Source organism: Helicobacter mastomyrinus (assembly GCF_039555295.1).
GTDB classification, from domain to species: domain Bacteria; phylum Campylobacterota; class Campylobacteria; order Campylobacterales; family Helicobacteraceae; genus Helicobacter_C; species Helicobacter_C mastomyrinus.
This window is the reverse complement of record NZ_CP145316.1, coordinates 33,448-51,374: the sequence shown is the minus strand read 5'-3', so window position 1 is coordinate 51,374 and position 17,927 is coordinate 33,448. Positions and strand designations below refer to the sequence as shown.

At 39.8% G+C, this 17,927-nt stretch carries 21 protein-coding genes, 1 tRNA gene and 1 other RNA gene; 13 read left to right on the top strand and 10 right to left on the bottom strand.

The window, feature by feature from the left end; genetic code table 11:
• Positions 1-18: 18 nt before the first annotated feature.
• A complete protein-coding gene (locus tag V3I05_RS00270; RefSeq protein ID WP_343353648.1) occupies positions 19-609 on the bottom strand; it encodes a hypothetical protein in 591 nt (196 codons plus the stop codon).
• A gap of 100 nt (positions 610-709) precedes the next feature.
• Here V3I05_RS00270 and V3I05_RS00265 point away from each other — a divergent pair, with 100 nt between their 5' ends.
• The 3 genes from V3I05_RS00265 to ssrA all read left to right on the top strand — a co-directional run bounded on the left by V3I05_RS00265 (position 710) and on the right by ssrA (position 2,969).
• Positions 710-1,786 (top strand): tyrosine-type recombinase/integrase, encoded by a 1,077-nt coding sequence (locus V3I05_RS00265; protein ID WP_295699457.1) that lies wholly within the window; start codon positions 710-712, stop codon positions 1,784-1,786.
• Between the two features lie 226 nt (positions 1,787-2,012).
• Positions 2,013-2,576 carry a phosphatase PAP2 family protein gene (locus V3I05_RS00260; protein WP_300447554.1) on the top strand — a complete coding sequence of 188 codons (564 nt, stop codon included), beginning with the start codon at positions 2,013-2,015 and terminating at the stop codon, positions 2,574-2,576.
• Between the two features lie 26 nt (positions 2,577-2,602).
• Positions 2,603-2,969: a transfer-messenger RNA gene (gene ssrA, locus V3I05_RS00255) on the top strand.
• 38 nt (positions 2,970-3,007) lie between these two features.
• Here ssrA and V3I05_RS00250 read toward each other — a convergent pair.
• Entirely contained in the window at positions 3,008-4,138 is a 1,131-nt protein-coding gene (locus V3I05_RS00250; protein WP_295699461.1) for an agmatine deiminase family protein, read from the bottom strand.
• Between the two features lie 67 nt (positions 4,139-4,205).
• Between V3I05_RS00250 and tsaD the strand changes: the two genes are divergently transcribed.
• Complete coding sequence (tsaD, locus tag V3I05_RS00245) at positions 4,206-5,330, top strand: tRNA (adenosine(37)-N6)-threonylcarbamoyltransferase complex transferase subunit TsaD (protein WP_295699463.1); 1,125 nt, start codon at positions 4,206-4,208, stop codon at positions 5,328-5,330.
• A 64-nt stretch (positions 5,331-5,394) separates the two neighbouring features.
• Here the strand turns inward: tsaD and V3I05_RS00240 are convergent, their stop codons facing one another.
• The 4 genes from V3I05_RS00240 to V3I05_RS00225 form a co-directional block, all read right to left on the bottom strand.
• Positions 5,395-6,804 (bottom strand): UDP-N-acetylmuramoyl-L-alanyl-D-glutamate--2,6-diaminopimelate ligase, encoded by a 1,410-nt coding sequence (locus tag V3I05_RS00240; protein ID WP_343353644.1) that lies wholly within the window; start codon positions 6,802-6,804, stop codon positions 5,395-5,397.
• Positions 6,776-7,390, bottom strand: coding sequence for a hypothetical protein (locus V3I05_RS00235; RefSeq protein WP_295699468.1), 615 nt, complete (start codon positions 7,388-7,390; stop codon positions 6,776-6,778). Before V3I05_RS00235 ends, V3I05_RS00240 begins: the two co-directional genes overlap by 29 nt.
• Positions 7,391-7,411: 21 nt before the next feature.
• Positions 7,412-7,684: a NifU family protein gene (locus tag V3I05_RS00230; RefSeq protein ID WP_300447550.1), complete on the bottom strand. Its 273-nt coding sequence runs from the start codon at positions 7,682-7,684 to the stop codon at positions 7,412-7,414.
• A gap of 161 nt (positions 7,685-7,845) precedes the next feature.
• Positions 7,846-8,754 carry a class I SAM-dependent methyltransferase gene (locus tag V3I05_RS00225; protein WP_300447548.1) on the bottom strand — a complete coding sequence of 303 codons (909 nt, stop codon included), beginning with the start codon at positions 8,752-8,754 and terminating at the stop codon, positions 7,846-7,848.
• 238 nt (positions 8,755-8,992) lie between these two features.
• On the opposite strand from V3I05_RS00225, the gene V3I05_RS00220 reads away from it, so the two are divergent.
• The 3 genes from V3I05_RS00220 to V3I05_RS00210 all read left to right on the top strand — a co-directional run bounded on the left by V3I05_RS00220 (position 8,993) and on the right by V3I05_RS00210 (position 10,383).
• Positions 8,993-9,133 carry a hypothetical protein gene (locus V3I05_RS00220; RefSeq protein WP_299136178.1) on the top strand — a complete coding sequence of 47 codons (141 nt, stop codon included), beginning with the start codon at positions 8,993-8,995 and terminating at the stop codon, positions 9,131-9,133.
• Between the two features lie 152 nt (positions 9,134-9,285).
• Entirely contained in the window at positions 9,286-10,173 is an 888-nt protein-coding gene (locus V3I05_RS00215) for a hypothetical protein (protein ID WP_343353640.1), read from the top strand.
• Positions 10,174-10,251: 78 nt separating this feature from the next.
• On the top strand, positions 10,252-10,383 hold the full coding sequence (locus V3I05_RS00210) for a hypothetical protein (RefSeq protein WP_300447544.1): 132 nt from the start codon (positions 10,252-10,254) through the stop codon (positions 10,381-10,383).
• A 31-nt stretch (positions 10,384-10,414) separates the two neighbouring features.
• Here the strand turns inward: V3I05_RS00210 and gltS are convergent, their stop codons facing one another.
• On the bottom strand, positions 10,415-11,653 hold the full coding sequence (gltS, locus tag V3I05_RS00205; RefSeq protein ID WP_425531754.1) for a sodium/glutamate symporter: 1,239 nt from the start codon (positions 11,651-11,653) through the stop codon (positions 10,415-10,417).
• 505 nt (positions 11,654-12,158) lie between these two features.
• On the opposite strand from gltS, the gene V3I05_RS00200 reads away from it, so the two are divergent.
• Positions 12,159-12,233: transfer RNA gene (locus tag V3I05_RS00200), tRNA-Val, on the top strand.
• A gap of 92 nt (positions 12,234-12,325) precedes the next feature.
• On the opposite strand, the gene lspA is transcribed toward V3I05_RS00200, so the two are convergent.
• Together lspA and glmM are read right to left on the bottom strand one after the other, a co-directional pair.
• A complete protein-coding gene (gene lspA / locus V3I05_RS00195) occupies positions 12,326-12,811 on the bottom strand; it encodes a signal peptidase II (RefSeq protein WP_370527821.1) in 486 nt (161 codons plus the stop codon).
• Positions 12,812-12,815: 4 nt separating this feature from the next.
• Positions 12,816-14,171, bottom strand: a complete 1,356-nt coding sequence (gene glmM, locus V3I05_RS00190) for a phosphoglucosamine mutase (RefSeq protein WP_300447540.1) — start codon at positions 14,169-14,171, stop codon at positions 12,816-12,818.
• Between the two features lie 87 nt (positions 14,172-14,258).
• Here glmM and rpsT point away from each other — a divergent pair, with 87 nt between their 5' ends.
• From rpsT to V3I05_RS00165, 5 genes are read left to right on the top strand one after another with little or no spacing between them, the layout of a single operon-like run.
• The gene (gene rpsT, locus V3I05_RS00185; protein ID WP_300447538.1) at positions 14,259-14,531 is read left to right on the top strand and encodes a 30S ribosomal protein S20; all 273 of its coding nucleotides are present in this window, start codon (positions 14,259-14,261) and stop codon (positions 14,529-14,531) included.
• Positions 14,532-14,555: 24 nt separating this feature from the next.
• Positions 14,556-15,620: a peptide chain release factor 1 gene (gene prfA, locus V3I05_RS00180; RefSeq protein ID WP_343353637.1), complete on the top strand. Its 1,065-nt coding sequence runs from the start codon at positions 14,556-14,558 to the stop codon at positions 15,618-15,620.
• Positions 15,620-15,865, top strand: coding sequence for a hypothetical protein (locus tag V3I05_RS00175; protein ID WP_343353635.1), 246 nt, complete (start codon positions 15,620-15,622; stop codon positions 15,863-15,865). Before prfA ends, V3I05_RS00175 begins: the two co-directional genes overlap by 1 nt.
• 46 nt (positions 15,866-15,911) lie before the next feature.
• A complete protein-coding gene (locus V3I05_RS00170; protein WP_343353634.1) occupies positions 15,912-16,034 on the top strand; it encodes a hypothetical protein in 123 nt (40 codons plus the stop codon).
• Positions 16,009-16,470, top strand: a complete 462-nt coding sequence (locus tag V3I05_RS00165; protein WP_343353632.1) for a glycosyltransferase family 10 domain-containing protein — start codon at positions 16,009-16,011, stop codon at positions 16,468-16,470. The genes V3I05_RS00170 and V3I05_RS00165 overlap by 26 nt, the downstream gene beginning before the upstream one ends.
• A 223-nt stretch (positions 16,471-16,693) precedes the next feature.
• On the opposite strand, the gene traF is transcribed toward V3I05_RS00165, so the two are convergent.
• The gene (gene traF, locus V3I05_RS00160) at positions 16,694-17,875 is read right to left on the bottom strand and encodes a conjugal transfer protein TraF (RefSeq protein WP_343353630.1); all 1,182 of its coding nucleotides are present in this window, start codon (positions 17,873-17,875) and stop codon (positions 16,694-16,696) included.
• Between the last annotated feature and the right edge of the window lie 52 nt (positions 17,876-17,927).

The window sequence follows — 17,927 nt, the reverse complement described above, 5'->3', positions numbered from 1 at the left end:
TTGTAAGGTCGCTTACCCTTAAGGGCTTGCTCCCTTAGCTAGAATGTGTTTTGTAAAATGTCTCATTGATACTTTTTGCTTTTTGTTGATAGAGAGATACTTAAAGAATTCTTTTGTAGAATATTTCAAGTATTGAGAGTCGCGTTTAAGATTCTTAGATATTTTCTTATTATGGGGGCTTGATGGCTTACGTTTTCCTTGCTGTGTGGCTTTTGGTCGGTTTAGTGTTGTATGGTTTTTACTTAATTTTAAGGTTGCTTCATAACGTAATATGCCATATTGTGCTGGGCATTTCATATTCCTTTGTCTATCTTTTATCGCTTTATTATAGATGCAAAGCTGCCCCGCCTCGCCAAAGTCTAGGTAGTTTGTCCCCTTATATTGCTTTGTTTTGTGTGCTTTTTGTGTTTTTAGTAGCTGTGTGGTGTCTAAGCACACGTCCGCTTGTGTAAAATTGAAACTTTTTTTTGTAAGTAAATATTTGAGTAGCTCTTTATGCTGCTTTTGCTGGCTCTGCGTTAGCTTGTAGTTTTGTGCTAAAGCATAGATTTCAATGCTAAATCTATTTGCTTTTGGGATTTTTCGTAACCTTAATACACCCCTCCCCACCCGAAAAACATTGAAAGTATAGTTTTCAAATTGGATATTACAAAACTATGCTATGCTTACAGCTCTATATAAGGGCTTTAAAGCTCTCTAAGGTGCAATTATGAAATATCCATTGCGTTATAAAGATGACTTTTCTGCAAATATGCTGTTTTGGATTACGCGCTTCATACGTTACAAGCTCACTACATTATCCAATCATCAAGTTTATGACAAAGAGCGCATTTTAGAAGCGATAAATGCCCTAAACAACGATGAAATAAACTCTTTAGAATCTTTAGAATCCCTCTGCAAAAGCGTAAGAAAAGCAGGAATGATAGGGATTAATACCTACGCCACTCCCCTACTCAAGCTCTATACATTCCTCGCACAAAGTAATATTCACACAATGGAAGAAATCGATGAAGAGGTGCTAAGCGATTTTTTGAGCGTGGAGACAAGCTTCCTTTCAAATGCGAGTAAAAAAAATTATAGAATTGCACTCATTGGGCTATTTGGCTATATTGATAAACAAAATGAGAACGAAGGCAAATCTTATGTGTATAACATCACACTTAAAATCGGTGCCCTACAAGGCAAAAGTGGGCAAAAGTTGCCCGCATATTTAAATCAAAATGAACTTGAGCGGTTTTTACAAGGCATTGACGAAATGCCCTTTGGCGAGAAAATCGCTGCACGCAATAAACTCATCATCAAACTCATTGTCTATACGGGCATACGCGTGAGCGAGGCGCTCAACCTCCGCCGCAAGGATATATTCCCTATGCAAGACTGCTATCTCGTGCAGATTCGCGGCAAGGGCAATAAGCCTAGAGTAGCGATGATACGCAAAAGCCATATAGAGAATCTGCTCGGCGTATGGCTCACGCAACGTGAAGCTTTTGCCCCGCAGCACGATTTGCTCTTTTGCAATGCTAAAGGCAAGGCGCTCACACAAAGCTATATCTATAAAAATGTAGAAAATATACTGATGTCAGTGGGTCTCCGCAAGGAAAAAAATGGCGCGCATATGCTGCGACATTCTTTTGCTACACTACTCTATCAGCAAAAGCACGATTTGGTAATGGTGCAAGAAGCTCTAGGACACGCAGATTTGAATACAAGCCGTATTTACACGCATTTTGATAAAGAAAGACTGCAAGAAGTCGTCAATGCAATGGATAGTATTGGGAAATCTTAGATTTATTATAGCTATACTATCGCGATACTTGCCACGTAGTCTTACAATCAGTGCTTACAAATGTGTTTCTACTCCTGCTTGTGCGCCCAAAAAATACACTTACAATTAAAGCTAGTGTTTTTTATTTATCATACGTACGAAGTGTTGGCTGGATTACCCCCCCCTCACTCCACACTTGCAAAGTGTGTTAAAGGTCTCGATTCTATAATTTTAAAGGAGAATAGCAATGAATCGTATCAAAAATCAATACATAGTGCTATGTCTCATCGCTCTACTCGCACTTGGGCTATGGCTCTATAATGCCGAGCTTTATGGCGATGTGTTCCGCCTTATGCTTATTCCACTTGGTTTGTGGTGGCTCTCACAGAAGCAATATAGACTTATGGCATACTTTGTTTGCGTTGTTGCAGTCATTTTAGGCATAGCCTTTGTGTGTAAGCTCACATTTACATATATGGCAAGTCATTATGGAGATTTACAATCCGTGCAAGATATTATAGAAATCGCCAAACGCCCTATTAATGGCGAGTTTAAGGGATTCCCTAGCGGACACACTACTGCCGCATTCACAGCAGCTGCATTAATGTGGTATTTTATGGGTAAGCAATGGGGCATACTCGCCTTTATTTTAGCTCTATTTGTGGGCTATTCGCGTATCATAAGCCTATGGCACACGCCCATGCAAGTATGTGCAGGAGCATTTTTAGGTTTTGTGGGGAGCTTGGCTCTTATAATGCTACTAAACAAAATTGACAAAACGTGCAAAAAAGACTATAATCCCCGCCCTTAAAGATTCTAAGAATCTTTATAGAATCTGGGGCTGACTTGGCTTTCGACAGGAGTGGCGAGGCTTAAGTGCATGTGAGCCGGTAAGCTCTCAAACTGCCACTTTTTATTAAACGCAAACAACGCGAATTACGCTCCAGCTTACGCAAAAGTAGCGTAGGTTTATCACTCTTTAGGAGCCGATTTTAGCTTTCTTATCTAGCGAGGAGTTAGAATTGTCATCTTTGGCTAGATGCTCTTTTACCTTACCTGTGGCAAAAGAAAAGACTAAGGTTGCTTGTGGATTCTATCTTGAGGTATTGGATAGCCACAAAAAGATTGCAATGCCTACTAAGCATGTAGATTCTTAAGAAGCTCTCATTTTTGGACTGGGGTTCAACTCCCCACAGCTCCACCATTACTTTTTCTTTTGTTTTTAAAATTTTATGAATGCTCTCAATCTGCATAAAGCTGCATAGTAACGCAATGTAAGCTCCCGTGCCATAAAATCAACGAGCGGCAAGGCACACCTACTACCTTATAATGAGGCAAAGCACGTGATAGAATAGCTAGGGCTTTGCTATCGTTTTTATCATCATAGGTTGGCACAAGCAGCGCGTTATTCACAAATAAAAAATTCGCATAGCTTGATGGAAGCCTCTGCTTATGCTCATCATATATTGCTTGTGTAAAAGGCAAGGCGATAAGCTTATAAGGCTCTCCATTGGGCTGTTTAAGGGCTTTAAGCTCGGTCTCCATACATTTCAAGGCTTCAAAATGTGAATCTTCCCTATCTGCACAAGCAATATATGCGATAGTATCAGGCGTGATAAAACGCGCTAATGTATCAATATGGCTATCGGTATCATCGCCCTCAAGATAGCCATTGTGAAGCCATAGCACCTGCTTTAATCCAAAATATGCCTTAAGCTTAGATTCTATATCGCTTTGTGCTAAATGCGGATTGCGATTAGGCTCAAGGAGGCATTGCGTATTGGTAAGCAGCACCCCTGCCCCATTACTCTCAATGCTCCCACCCTCTAGCACCATATCAGCTTGTGTCATATATTGCGGTGTGAAGATATCTCTCACAATGCGATTATCATAATTGGCAGGATACTTTAGTCCCCAGCCATTAAACATAAACTTGAGCATTTCGCCATTCCCTGCTTTCTCTATGCCTATACCGCCAAAATCCCTAGCCCAAGTATCATTGCTGTGGATTCTCACAATATGCAGGGTAAAATGAGAATCTAGCATAAAATGTGGAAGAAAAGGATTAGTAATGCTTACTTGAGGCACATCATCGCGTATATGAGTACGGATATAGGCTGATATAGCGCTAGATTCTGTATTTTTCACATTACTAGAGGGCTTAAAATAATCACACAAAAGCTCTATACCCTCATTATCGCGCACATCTATGCAGAGAATCACCGATTCAAAACACAAAATATGCTCGATTATACGTATAAAGCACTCTCTCGCCCTATCTATATGCAAAGCCCAATCGCTATTTATATGTGGAAAAGCCATCAATATCGCCACTTGCTCTTCCCACTCCGCCTTTAAACGCACCCTATCCATCGCACATATCCTTTAAACTTCTTTTGTATAATTTTGACATTTTCCATTTTAAAATGAGGTTATAGAGATGATTTTAAGCATAGAATCAAGCTGTGATGATAGCTCCATTGCCCTAACACACATTGATAGCGGGATTCTCATATATCATTTGAAAATCTCACAAGATGAAGCCCATAGCCACTATGGTGGCGTAGTGCCAGAGATTGCCTCAAGGCTACATTGCCAAAAACTGCCCGAGATTCTAAACAAACTTGCACTTTTTGTAAATGATGATTTCTCACATATCAAAGCCATTGCAGTAACCACACGTCCGGGCTTAAGCGTAACGCTCATTGAAGGCTTAATGATGGCAAAGGCTCTCTCTCTTTCTTTGCAAGTGCCGCTTATTTGCGTGAATCACCTCAAGGGGCATATTTATTCGCTTTTTATTAGAGATACCCTACCCCACTTGCCTAAAATCCCTCCTTATGCAGAAATACAAGCCCTAACCTCTACACAAACAGATTTAGAATCTACCATCACTTCGCATTTACCACTAGGTATTTTGCTTGTATCTGGCGGACATACGCAAATCCTCTCTATGCGTGGTATTGATGTTATAAGCATTATCGCGCAAAGCCTTGATGATAGCTTTGGTGAGAGTTTTGATAAGGTAGCAAAATATCTTGGTCTAGGCTATCCGGGTGGTCCTTTGGTAGAATCTTACGCAGCTGAATTTATGCGCTTATACCCTCACGACACACCCCATAGCTTCCCTGTGCCACTTTTGCACAATCATCAATTAGAATTTAGCTTTTCAGGACTAAAAAATGCTGTAAGAATCGCCACTCTAACCCTAGAAAAGCCTTTTTCGCAAAAGGACATAGGGAGCATTTGTGCGGGATTCCAAAAAAGCGCGTGTGAGCATATCGTGCGTAAAGTGAGATTATTTTTTCAAAGCAATGAAGGGCGGGATTTGCCACATTTTGCCATTGTAGGCGGTGCGAGTGCAAACACACATTTAAGAACAGCTCTTGCAGAGCTTTGCAAGGAATACAACAAACAATTACATCTAGCGCCATTAGCATTTTGTGCCGATAATGCGGCGATGATAGGTATGGCAGCGATTTGGCAATACACAAGCAATGATTTCACACCTCTGCATGAAGCACAAATCGCTCCTAAAAGTTTGCCTAGCGATTTTTGTATCTAGACTTTGATATCTCCTCGTATAACACATTTATAAGATTCTATGCTGCGCTTCAAAGGCTTAGAATCTATGAATGTTTATGAGCAAAATATGCCTTTACTATTTCTCTATCATCAAAATGTAGCTTCTGTGTGCCGATGATTTGATAGTCCTCATCGCCTTTCCCTAAAATCAGTAGTACTTCATCATTTTGCAGCTCATCTAATGCCCTGCAAATCGCATTTTTGCGCTCAACTTCTACAAATACGCGCTCCTGCCTAATAATACCGCTCAATATATCCTCTATAATAGATTGTGCAGATTCTGTTCGAGGATTATCACTTGTAACATATATCTTATGTGCGAACTGCTGGGCGCACTCTCCCATTTTAGGACGCTTAGTTTTATCTCTATCACCTCCTGCGCCAAATACCACTACAATTTTTTGATGTCTAAAGCTTTCAAAAATTTGACGCATACCGTCGTATGTATGAGCAAAATCCACTATCACAAGCGGCGATGTATGCACGACCTCCATACGTCCGCCCACACCGCCAAAATGCCCCAAAGCTTGCGCGATAGATTCTAAGCCTTTAGATGTGAGAATCTTCACCGCTCCAACAGCAGCAAGGGCATTATAAAGATTATGCTTTCCATACAAATGTGCTTCTATCGTGCTATGCTCCACATCGCCATTGTGTCCTCGCCACGAGATATGTGCGTCAATGCCATTTTCCAGCGCGTAGGCATCTACACTCAAATGCCCTTTTTTCTCAATCCCATAATAAAATGCTTTTTTATCACTGCAATGTGCGTATGGCTCATCTGCGTTGATAAGCTTTGCCCCACTGCCCTCAAAAAAGCTATTTTTGATACGTCTATATTCCTCTATACTTTTATGATAATCTAAATGATCGCTTGTAATATTACTAAGAATCTTCAAAGCAAACTCAAGCCCTGCGATACGTTCTTGCTCGATAGCGTGAGAGCTTACCTCCATAATGAAAAAATCACTTTTTGCCTCTCGTGCAATACATAGATTTTCATAAAGCTCAAGCAAACTCGGCGTTGTTAGCCCCTTAGGCTTTATCATTTTATCATTCATAAAAAAGCCCCTTGTGCCAAGCAAGGCTACTTTATATCCCAAATCAAGCAGTATGGAATAAATAATCGCCGCTGTGGTTGTCTTACCATTTGTGCCAGTAATCCCCACTATGCGCATTTGCTCCTGCATTGCGTTGCCTAGAAGTATTTTTATAAGCTGGGTAGATTCTATAATATGAATCTGCCTAGATGATGTATCTTTTATAGAATCTTGTAAGCGTTCTACAAAAGTGGCATTTTGCTTACATCTCACAAGCAGGAGGGAATCTAACTCTATGGGGTGCTCATCTTGGCTTATGCTCTCTCCTTTCAAAAGAGAGGCGACAACGCGAGTATCATCAGTGATAGCAGTATAAAGCTTATCGCTATGTTTTATGGTTTTTATGATTATCATCAGTTACCTTTTGTAAAATTTTTTCTATTTCACTATCATAAACAATATTTTTCCTTAATGATTCTATATATTCAAGCGACATATCTTGATAGCCATTTTCTATAAGCTGATTAAGAAATTCGTAAAATTCATACTTATTAAGAAAAATAATCTTTGTGCTAAAAATCAAATCCTCAAATATCTCCTTAAAGCTTTTCTCCGCTGTTAAACGCTTAAAATCTTGATATAAAATCCCATCAATAGAATCTGCACGTAAATTCTCAATACCCTTTACTAAAGAAAAAATATCATTTGTGCTTTTGTCAAAGTTTTTAATAGCCTTTAGGATCTGTTTTCTTGCCTTGACTTTGCTTATTTCTTGTGAGAGCAGAATTTGATAGTATTCATACAAGCCAAGAGCCTGTTCTTCAAAGTCTTGTGCAATATCAGCGAGTAATATACCAATAAGTGATTCAGTATTATTAGGCTCTAAGTGGAGATTGTGAGCGAAGAGCTCAAATGCTTGTTTGTATTCCTTAGCACTAAAAAGCGCAAAGGCTCTTTTATTATTTTTGTTAATCACTTGTCTTGTGCGAGTATCTGTCAATTTTACACTTTCCATAGGAATTTACCAATTAAAATGTGATTCTTCCCCGTGAGGCACATTAATAATAGCAATATCCGGGTGGATTTCCTCTTTTAAGCGATTTTCAATAGCGTATTTAAGCGTATTTGCAGAGCTTGGGCAGCCTTTACACGCTCCCTCAAGCCGAACATATACCTTTGCATCTCTAATGCCTAGTAGAGTAATGTCTCCACCATCAAGTGTTAGTGTTGGACGCACCTTTTGCATAACCATTTCAACGGGTATTTTCAGCTCTTCATCACTAAAGGGAAACACGCCATTACCTCCCTAGAACTTTATATCCCCATATTTTAGCCTATTTTTTCAAATGTTATATACGAAATACACTTAAGCCTCCAAACTCGCTCTACAATGCGTATAACATAGCATATTAAGCAGCTGCAAGGCTATGGATTCTTTAGTCAGGGTAAGAAAAGCTACACCTTCCTTGCAACCAGCAATAATGAGCCGCCAAAAGGCATACCAAAAGGAAGTAAGGGCAATAGTGCATTTTCTAAGCGACATAGCCCAAGCAATGCACTATTTAGAATCTTAGGAGGTGGCACATCGCGCAAAGCCTCTTTAGATAGCTTTTGTGCCTTTTTAGCAGGGCTTAACAAGGCTCGTGCAAACAAAAGCGGCGTGAGCGCGACGAAGAAATATTGCGCCATCTCTATATATAAACCGCATTCTTTAAATAGATTCATAAGCTTACCTTTGGTGTAGCGGCGTTTATGATACACTAAGACATCGTGTGCATTCCATAGCCATTGATGTGCGGGGACACTCACGCACAAAAGGCTTTTTGCATTGTTTTTAAGCATTTTTTTCATATTTATAATGGCTTCTTTGTCATTCTCGATATGCTCTATCACATCAAAGGCAAAAATACAATCAAACTCATCTTCAAAAGGCACATCAAGCAAATCCATACAAAAAAGCTTAGAAATGCCATAAGTTTTAGCATATTCCAAGCCTTGCGAGTGAATCTCACCCAATGCCATATCCTCAAATCCTTGCGAGAGAAAATATCGCGTAACGCTCCCTGTCCCTGCTCCTACATCAAGTATATATTGCTGCTTGAAGTGTTCCTTACCATATAAACGCACAAGCTGCTTACTCACCTGCTGGTAGATAAACTCCACCCTACTCCTATGCCAAAAATGCACCTTTTCAGCCAAATAGAGCATATCCATACCTTCAAGTGGAAAATGCGTATTTGAATATGAAGTGTGAGGCGATATCTGGGAATTATAAGAATCTATATTGCTAAAAGAGGGATTATCTAATGGGGGGGGGGCAAAGAATACAATGCCATTTTGGATATATGAGGGCTTTATCTGCATAAGACTCCTTTTGTAAAAAATGAAAGATTTATGAAAATTATACCTTGAAAAACCCACTTTACAAATGTGGAGAGAGGTATTTCCAAATAATCATTAAGGCGCGAATATAACACAAAATACAATGATAAAAGAATCTGGATTAGAATGTTGATTGCAATATACACTAAAATAATAGATTATCATTCTCAATTGATATTTGTGCTACAATCATAACTTTTAACCCGCATAAAGGATTTTTATGAATCGTAGCTCAAGTAATACTCATATCACAGGAGTAATCACCCTCTTTTTGCTCATTGTCTTATGGAATATTAATCGCGAATCATTTTGGGGAGATGAAGCATTTAGCGTATATTCTATTATGGGGGGGGGGGCATAGCACAAGCCTAAATACTTGGAATTTTAGGAGCTTTTGGCATAATCCTAAATGACAATCACCCTTTTTTTACAATCTCCTTCTTAAAATCTACTCACATATCTTTGGTACTTTTGATTTTACGCTGCGCTTTTTTAGCACTTTATGGATACTTTTTGGCGCTATTACTAGCTATATCCTCCTCTATAAACATCATCTTGAAAAACTCGCGCTCATATATTTTGTTTTATTTCTCTTTAGCTCCAAATACTATTTATTACGCACAAGAATCCCGAAATTACGCTATGCTCCTTGCATTAGCAAGTATTTTTTGCACCCTTTTGTATTGCGTTTTTGAATCTATGTATTACAGATTAACACTCAAACACCCTATGTATTATTTTGTAGGTATATTGATATGCGGGGTCGCAATGGTTCTAACGCATTACTACGCATATATTTTTGTGTTTTCTACGGGTATGATTGCACTTATTCAGGCTTGGCGCACGAAGCAATATTTCATACCCCTATTTATCATTTTTACCCTTATGGGTGCGATGGGGGTTATGTGGATTGGCATTCATCACTACTATGGAGACTTTTTACATCGTATGAATAGTGAATGGGTATATGATAAAAGTCTCTATTTTCTGCTTTTATCTATTCCACTCTCGGCATTGGGGAAGTTTGGCTGGATTTTCATCATACTTTTTTACGCCTTTTGTTTTAAGCAAATCCCTCTTAAAGCATATAGGCAATACGCACCTCTGCTTTATATTGTAGGCTTAGAGCTATGTATCATCATTGCTATTTTTATGAGTATATCTCAAACGATAACAACACGCTATTTTATGGAACTTTATCCGCTTATCTATTTATTTCTTGCAAGTATTTTGGTATACGCCTCTAGGTATGCTGTATTTTACATACCTGCCCTTACTCTTATCCTTGTAGCACATATCACATATCACAGCGCCACATATCATAAGGAGGATTTACGCGCAGCGAGTGCCTCCATCGCCACACATTTTGATTCACAAAATTGCAAACTGCCTCTCGCTTGAATAGCTTATAAGCGGTATTTACCTCAATTTGAAGCCATAGAAACACTCCTAGAACAAAAAGACTGGGACTTAATCCTTTTGTCCACACACAACAAAGATGACAAATCTTTTACCCGCATTCATAGCTTTTTAGAACAGCATAACATCAGCACAACATACAAGATTCTTTCATTTAATGGAGCGGTCGTAGTGGTAAAAAGCAATCAATAATCAAAACTTAGCGATGGAACTATCCTGCCTTTTAAAGAGGCAAGATTTGTAATATACTTTGTATCACCACAGCATTGATTAAATCAATAAAGAACGCTCCCACCAAAGGCACGACAATAAATGCCATATGACTTGATCCATAATGTGAAGTAACCGTCTGCATATTCACCATAGCTGTAGGTGTCGCGCCTAAGCCAAAGCCACAATGCCCCGCTGCCAATACAGCCGCGTCATAATCCCTCCCACAGAATCTAAAGGTAACAAACACGGCAAAAAGCACCATACATACTGCCTGTGCGGTCAAAATCACTATCATAGGTAATGCCAATGCCACAAGCTCCCATAGATTCAAAGTCATCATCGCAAAGGCAAGAAAAAGCGAGAGCGAGACATTCCCTAGCACAGAGACTTCCCTATCAAAGACTTGATGAATATTGAGCGCACTTAGCACATTACGCAAAATCACGCCCATAAAGAGACAATACACAAATGTAGGGAGATTAAATGAGGGAAATACACTCTTACTATAATCGCTAAGCAATGTCCCTATGAGGAGGCACATCGCAATGAGTGCTAAAGATTCTATAAAGCTAATGGGTGTAATAAGCCGCTCTTTATTGGGCGCCTCAAAGCCGTGAGAATCCTTGCTAATATGCTCTTTACCCGGAATCTTAAGATTATGCTTTTTAATCAAATAACGCGCAGTAGGTCCGCCTATAAGCCCTCCCATCACAAGCCCAAAGGTCGCACACGCCATAGCCACCTCCGTAGCTGCACCAAAATTATAAGGTGGATTTTTAAATATATCTGCCCACGCTGCACCTGTGCCATGTCCTCCACTCATCGTAATAGAACCGCCAAGCATTCCAAGCAGTGGATTTTGTCCCATTGCATAGCTCACGCCCACGCCGATGATGTTTTGCAAAAAGAGTAGTCCTACTACAACGCCTAAAAATATCACTAGCATTTTACCGCCTTTTTTTAGAGAGGCAAAATCCGCACTCAAGCCAATCGAAGAGAAAAAGGCAAGCATTAGCGGGTCTTTAAGTGAAGTATCAAACTTAAATTCAATATGCAAGAATTGATACACACAGAGGATAAAAATCGCCGCTAAGATTCCACCTACGACGGGCTCGGGAATATTGTAATCCCGCAAAACCTTTACCTTAGAGATGATATATCGCCCAGTGAGTAACACAAATACCATACATACCAGAGTGAAATAAAAATCAAAAGAGAATGCTCCAAGACGTGCAGAATCCCCCTTGATATAAAAATGTTTAATTCCCTCATTTTCGCTCTGTGTCTCTACATATAAAAATTCATCATTGCTTGCAAGGGCTTTAATCTTCTGCCCTCGATTAAGGGTATTGCCTAATATGCAGGATTCAAAAGGAGCACTATATACATTAGTATCATCTGCATTCACTATATAGTCATTCGCCCACGATGAGATGGGGTGCATAACTGATGAAGTAGCGTTAGTGCAAGGGCTCCCCCCACCCCATTGCGCCACCTCTGCATGAAGCGATGAAAACAAGCAAAGTGCGAGAAATAAAATGAGTTTGCCAAACATAAATTATTCCTTTATTTTGAATTTGCAAAAATTATAATTCGCATATTTTAATCTTCACGTAATAACATTGTATAATTTCTATTTAATCATTCTTGCAGAAGACTTAAGAAAATGTAAATAAATGCTTGGGTAGAATCCACCCTCTAACAACTACTTAAGCTTCAAATGCCTGAATGATAAGGATTGCAGAGTACAGAGAGTTCGCGTAGCTCAGTGGTAGAGCACTACCTTGACATGGTAGGGGTCGCTGGTTCAAATCCAGTCGTGAACACCATCTAGTGCAACATATTATTGCTTTAATATAAGGTATTTATGCGTATTTTTACACTTTAATTTTTTACTTGTAGTGGATAAATATTGAGTATCTTAAGTCTTAGAGTGCTTCTCCCTCAACATCTGCCAGATAATCAGCACTACGCTTATATCAATCATTACATCGGCTAAATTAAAAATCGCGAAATCAAACCAATAATGCCAATACACATAATCCACCACGCCCTCATACATAAACCTATCAAGAATATTTGAAACCCCAGCACCCACTAAGATTCCTAGTGCCACATAATGCTTTAAGAAAAAGTCGCTGCATAGTGCAAAAAGTAGCAAAAAGCACAAAAATAAAATCTGCAGATATTTTAAATACTCGCTCAAAAAACTAAACATCGAGAACGCCACACCTTTATTATATACTAACGCCCTCCCGCCTATGCTTAACACCTCGCTATCCCAAGCAAAGCCCTCAATCATAATAATTTTCACCCATTGATCAAGAGCTATACTGAATATAAAAAGTGCGGCAAACACAAGCAAATGCTGCTTACTAAGCTGATGGATATATTGTAAAGATAGCATTTGCTCACACATTGAGTTGCTTTTGAAAAAACTCTACAAGCATTTTAACCTGCCTCTCGACTATTTTAGAATCCTTACCCTCGACCAAGATTCTAAGCTTATTTTCCGTGCCAGAGTAGCGCACTAAGTGACGATTGCCACTTTGAGTAATAGAATCTAGCTTCTCTTGCAGCCCCTCAATATTTTCAAGGGGCTTTTTATGCGCTACTTTGAGGTTAAAAAGCTCACTTGGGTAGAGCTCAAAAGGATTAAGCACATCTTTTGAGCTTTGCTTACTTTGTAACAAAAGAGCTAAAACTTGCAAGGCACTCACCAAGCCATCGCCTGTTTTAGCATAATCGCTAAAAATGATATGTCCGCTATTTTCCCCACCAAAATTGAGGTTATGCTCTTGCATCATATCCCACACATATTTATCACCAACATTACAGCGATACAGGCTTATTTTATGCGATTTGAGAAACTCCTCAAGTGCCAGATTACTCATCAGTGTCGCCACAATGGCATTATTTTTTAATACACCCATTTGCTTTTGATAAAGCGCAAGTGCACCGATAAGCTTATCGCCATTGACGATATTGCCCTCGCTATCCACCACGACAAGCCTATCCGCATCGCCATCAAGGGCAAAACCCACATCAGCGCGATATGTCCGCACCTTTTGCGCTAAATCCTCTGGGTGCATAGCCCCGCACTGCTTATTGATATTGAATCCATCGGGTTCGTCATTAATCGCAATCACATCAGCCCCAAGCTCACTAAGCACGATAGGGGCGACCCGATACGCCGCGCCATTGGCACAATCGCACACAATTCTAAGCCCTCTTAACGTAAGGTGTTTGGGAAATGAATTTTTAATATGCACAATATAGCGCCCCACGACATCATCGATACGTTTTGAGCTACCAATCTCCTGTCCGCTTTTGAGTGCAGCTTGTAGGGCGGCATTATCGTGGTAGTAAGATTCTATACTCTCCTCCTCTTGCGGGGCAAGTTTGTAGCCGCAATGATTGAAGAATTTAATGCCATTGTCATCATAGGGATTATGACTAGCACTAATCATCACTCCTGCATCGCAGCGCATATCTTCAGTGAGGAAAGCCACTGCAGGAGTAGGCATAGGACCAATTTGTATCACATCATAGCCCACAGAAGTAAGGCTTGAGACAAGTGCATTTTCTATCATATAGCCGCTGCGGCGTGTATCTTTACCTACTAGAATCTTATTTGTAAGGGAATGTTGGCGGAAGTGTATCCCCGCACTCGCACCTAGGGCAATCACACTTGAAGGCGTGATAACTTCTCCGGCTCGTCCTCTCACGCCATCAGTGCCAAAAAGCTTTGTATCCTTCGAGTTCATCATATCTCCTTAATGGCTTTAAACTGCATTTAATCAAACTTTTGGCACAATTTTGCCTTAATTTTTTTTAAAAAGGACTAATAGGAAATGGCAAATCATAAATCCGCACAAAAACGCATTCGACAGACAAAAACACGAACCGAGCGTAATCGATACTACAAAACGCGCATTAAAAATATTGTCCGTAATCTTAGAGAAGCAGTAGCAAATAAAGACCTTGCAAAAGCGCAAGAAGCCTTTAAAATTGCCAATAAAGAGCTACACAAATATGTAAGTAAGGGCATTTTAACAAAAAATACAGCCGCAAGAAAAGTATCGCGCCTCAATGCAAGTGTGAAAAAACTCGCACAATCTGCCTAATCACCATTTTTACAAAGGCTTGAAATGCTTGTCGATAAGCTTAAGCCCATTGTGGCGCGTTATGATGAGATTTCAAACCTCCTTACTTTAGAATCCACTCTCTCTAACATCCAGCAATTAACACAACTTAGCAAAGAACAAAGCGATATAGAATCTATCGTCCAAAAGGCTAGAGCATATTTTGCCACACTTGAGGGCATTGCTGAAAATAAGACATTACTAGAGGATAAGGAGCTAGGTGAGCTTGCCAAAGAAGAGCTCAAAGATTTAGAATCTCAAAAAATCATATTAGAGGAGGAAATTAAGATTCTCCTTATCCCTAAAGATCCTAATGATGGTAAAAATATTTATCTTGAAATCCGCGCTGGGACAGGCGGTGATGAGGCGGGAATCTTTGTAGGAGACTTGTTTAAGGCGTATTGCCGCTATGCGGATTTGCAAAAATGGAAAGTGGAGATAATGAGCGCGAGTGAAAATAATGTGGGTGGCTATAAGGAGGTGATTGCACTTATCAAAGGTAATGGCGCATACTCGCGGCTCAAATATGAGGGCGGCACTCATCGCGTGCAGCGTGTCCCCGAGACAGAATCTCAAGGGCGGATTCACACTTCTGCCATCACCGTGGCGATTATGCCTGAGGTTGATGATGTAAGCGTCGATATTAATCCAAATGATTTGAAAATCGAAGTTTTCCGCAGCGGCGGGCACGGAGGGCAAAGTGTCAATACAACTGATTCTGCAGTGAGGATTACCCATATCCCTACAGGCATTAGCGTATCAATGCAAGATGAAAAATTTCAACATAAAAATAAAGACAAGGCACTAAAGATTCTCAAAGCGAGGCTGTATGAAGCCGAGATTGAAGCCCAAAATGCCCAAAATAAAGAGGTACGCAAAACACAAGTAGGGAGTGGCGATAGAAGTGAACGAATCCGCACTTATAACTATCCGCAAAATCGCCTTACAGACCATCGCATCGGCTTAACGCTTTATAGCCTTGAAGAGATTATGCTAGGTGGGCTGCTTGATGAGATTATAAATCCCCTTATCGCCCACGCCCAAAGTCAAGCAATGGGAACGACTGAATAATGCCACAAAAGCCGACAAAAAAGGTGTATTTTTGCGATGGGGCGGTGGAAGGGAAGATTCTAGAAATCCTCCGCAAACATTATAAGCTCATCTTTACCGACAAAAATCCTGATTATATCTTTTATTCTGTGATGGGAGATAAGCATATTGAATATTATGGGATTAGAATCTTTTCCTGTGGGGAGAATGTCCGGGCGGATTTTAATTTTTGTGATTATGCGATTGGATATGATTATGGAGTTTGAGGATAGATATATGCGCTATCCGCTCTACTTGCATTATAAAGGAGTCATGGAAAAAGCTATGAGCAAACATCAAAGCATCACTCCGCAGTTACTCAAGGAGAAAACGCGATTTTGCACCTTTGTAGTGAGTAATGGCAAGGCAGATGAACTTACGAGCGCAGTTTTTTGACTATCTTTCTCAATATGATCATATAGATAGCGGTGGAGGCTATAAAAATAATATTGGCAAACGCGTAGCAGATAAATATGCCTTTCTCAAAACAGGCAAATTCAACATCGCCTTTGAAAATTCAAGCACAAATGGCTATACGACAGAAAAGTTGATTGAGGCACTCGCCGCCCAAAGCATACCTATCTATTGGGGTGATGAAAGAGTGAGCTTGCCTTTAGAATCAAGCGGGGGGGGGGTGAATGCAAAGGCTTTTATCCATTGCCGCTCACATACAGATTTCGCAGCAGTGTTAGAGCAGATTAAATATCTTAATAAAAATGATGAAGCCTACCTTGCTATGCTTTCCCAGCCTAGTTTTCCAAATAGCAATCACCAAGAAATTTTTGACAAAAAGCTTGAAGACTCTTTCTTCATATTTTTAATCAACCTTTAGAAAAGGCTTATCGCAGAGGCTTTGGGCAATGGCGATGTAACCTAGAGAGACGTTATAAAAAAATTCAAAGAGCACGTAGATTAGCTAATAGCTTTGCTCATATCTTTCAAAAGCCTATTCGGGCTATAAAATCTACCTTGCGCAAGATTCTATTGCCCTTAAAGTAAATCAAAATGAGTAATAATGGATAGCCTATTATAAAAAAGCTATCCATTATCAAGGCTTAGAAATTCAAACCACCACCAATTTTAATAGCTACATAATTAGGGATAGCCACGCCTCCTATATCTGTCTTGCCTGTGGAGTATGACAGAGCAATACCAACCAAACCTAAACCAAATCCACCACTAAAGGTTAAACCATTATCTAAGCCAAAATCCTTTGCTATACCTAGATTTAAATCCACATTTTCAAATCTTGTGCTGTGGAATCTCATCCCACCACCAACAACTTGAGAATGCACGGTCTTGGAAGCAAGAGGAAGCAACTTATTTGATGTCAAATCTGCATCGAAGGTAAATGTCAGCCAATCTAATGGGTCAAGCGACATACCCAAACGCACTTGAGGATTAAGGGAAATTTTTTCATTTGTGCTAACACCATTGCTAATATGTTTCATCGTAAAGCTTGGTGCATTGAGATTTTTAACAACCAATCCTATGCCTAAACGATTATTTATAATGTTAGGACTATAGTATGCGCCCAAATCTAGCCCAACATTAAAGCTTGAAGCTGCATTTTCTACTGAAAGTGTATCTTTGATAAGATCAGTTATATTCCCATTAAGATCCATACTATGCCTTCCACCAGCGCCAAACATAAACTTCACACTCGCACCCACGCTTATCTCTCCTGCAGATGTGCTAAAACGATATGCATAACCAATAGGTAGCTCATCAATAGCTAACAAGTGTGCATCAAACCCAGCATTGTCTGTTACATCATTGAGATTAGTGGAATTATCGGGTATATTTCCCCAACCACTCAAAGAAGTATAAATATTTTTAAAATAACCAATGCTTAGATTATGTCCTTGCGATATAGGTAGCAATTGAAATACGATACCACTTTGAAAGGTAAGATTAGCACCTCGATTTAGTGCCTCATTCAAAGATTGAGTATTCTTAATTGTATCTTGTTCCAAAATGGAGTCGTCAAACATCGTGAAAAGCCCACTATCCATAAGTGTTGCACCCACATTCCAACCAACTTTAGCGTGTTTTGCAGGTTCTGCTGCAAGTAATGCAGGATTATAATATAAACCCCATTGTGTTTGCTTCAGAGCCACACCAGCGCCACCCAAAGCGGCAGAGCGAATCCCCTGCCCTCCAAACTCCACAGCACAACTCAATAAAGGTGCAAGCAACATTGTGCCCGAACCTATTTTCTTATAAACTCTATTCATAGCGTCTCCTTATTACTTAATGTTAATGGATTCTCCTAATTTTACATAAAAT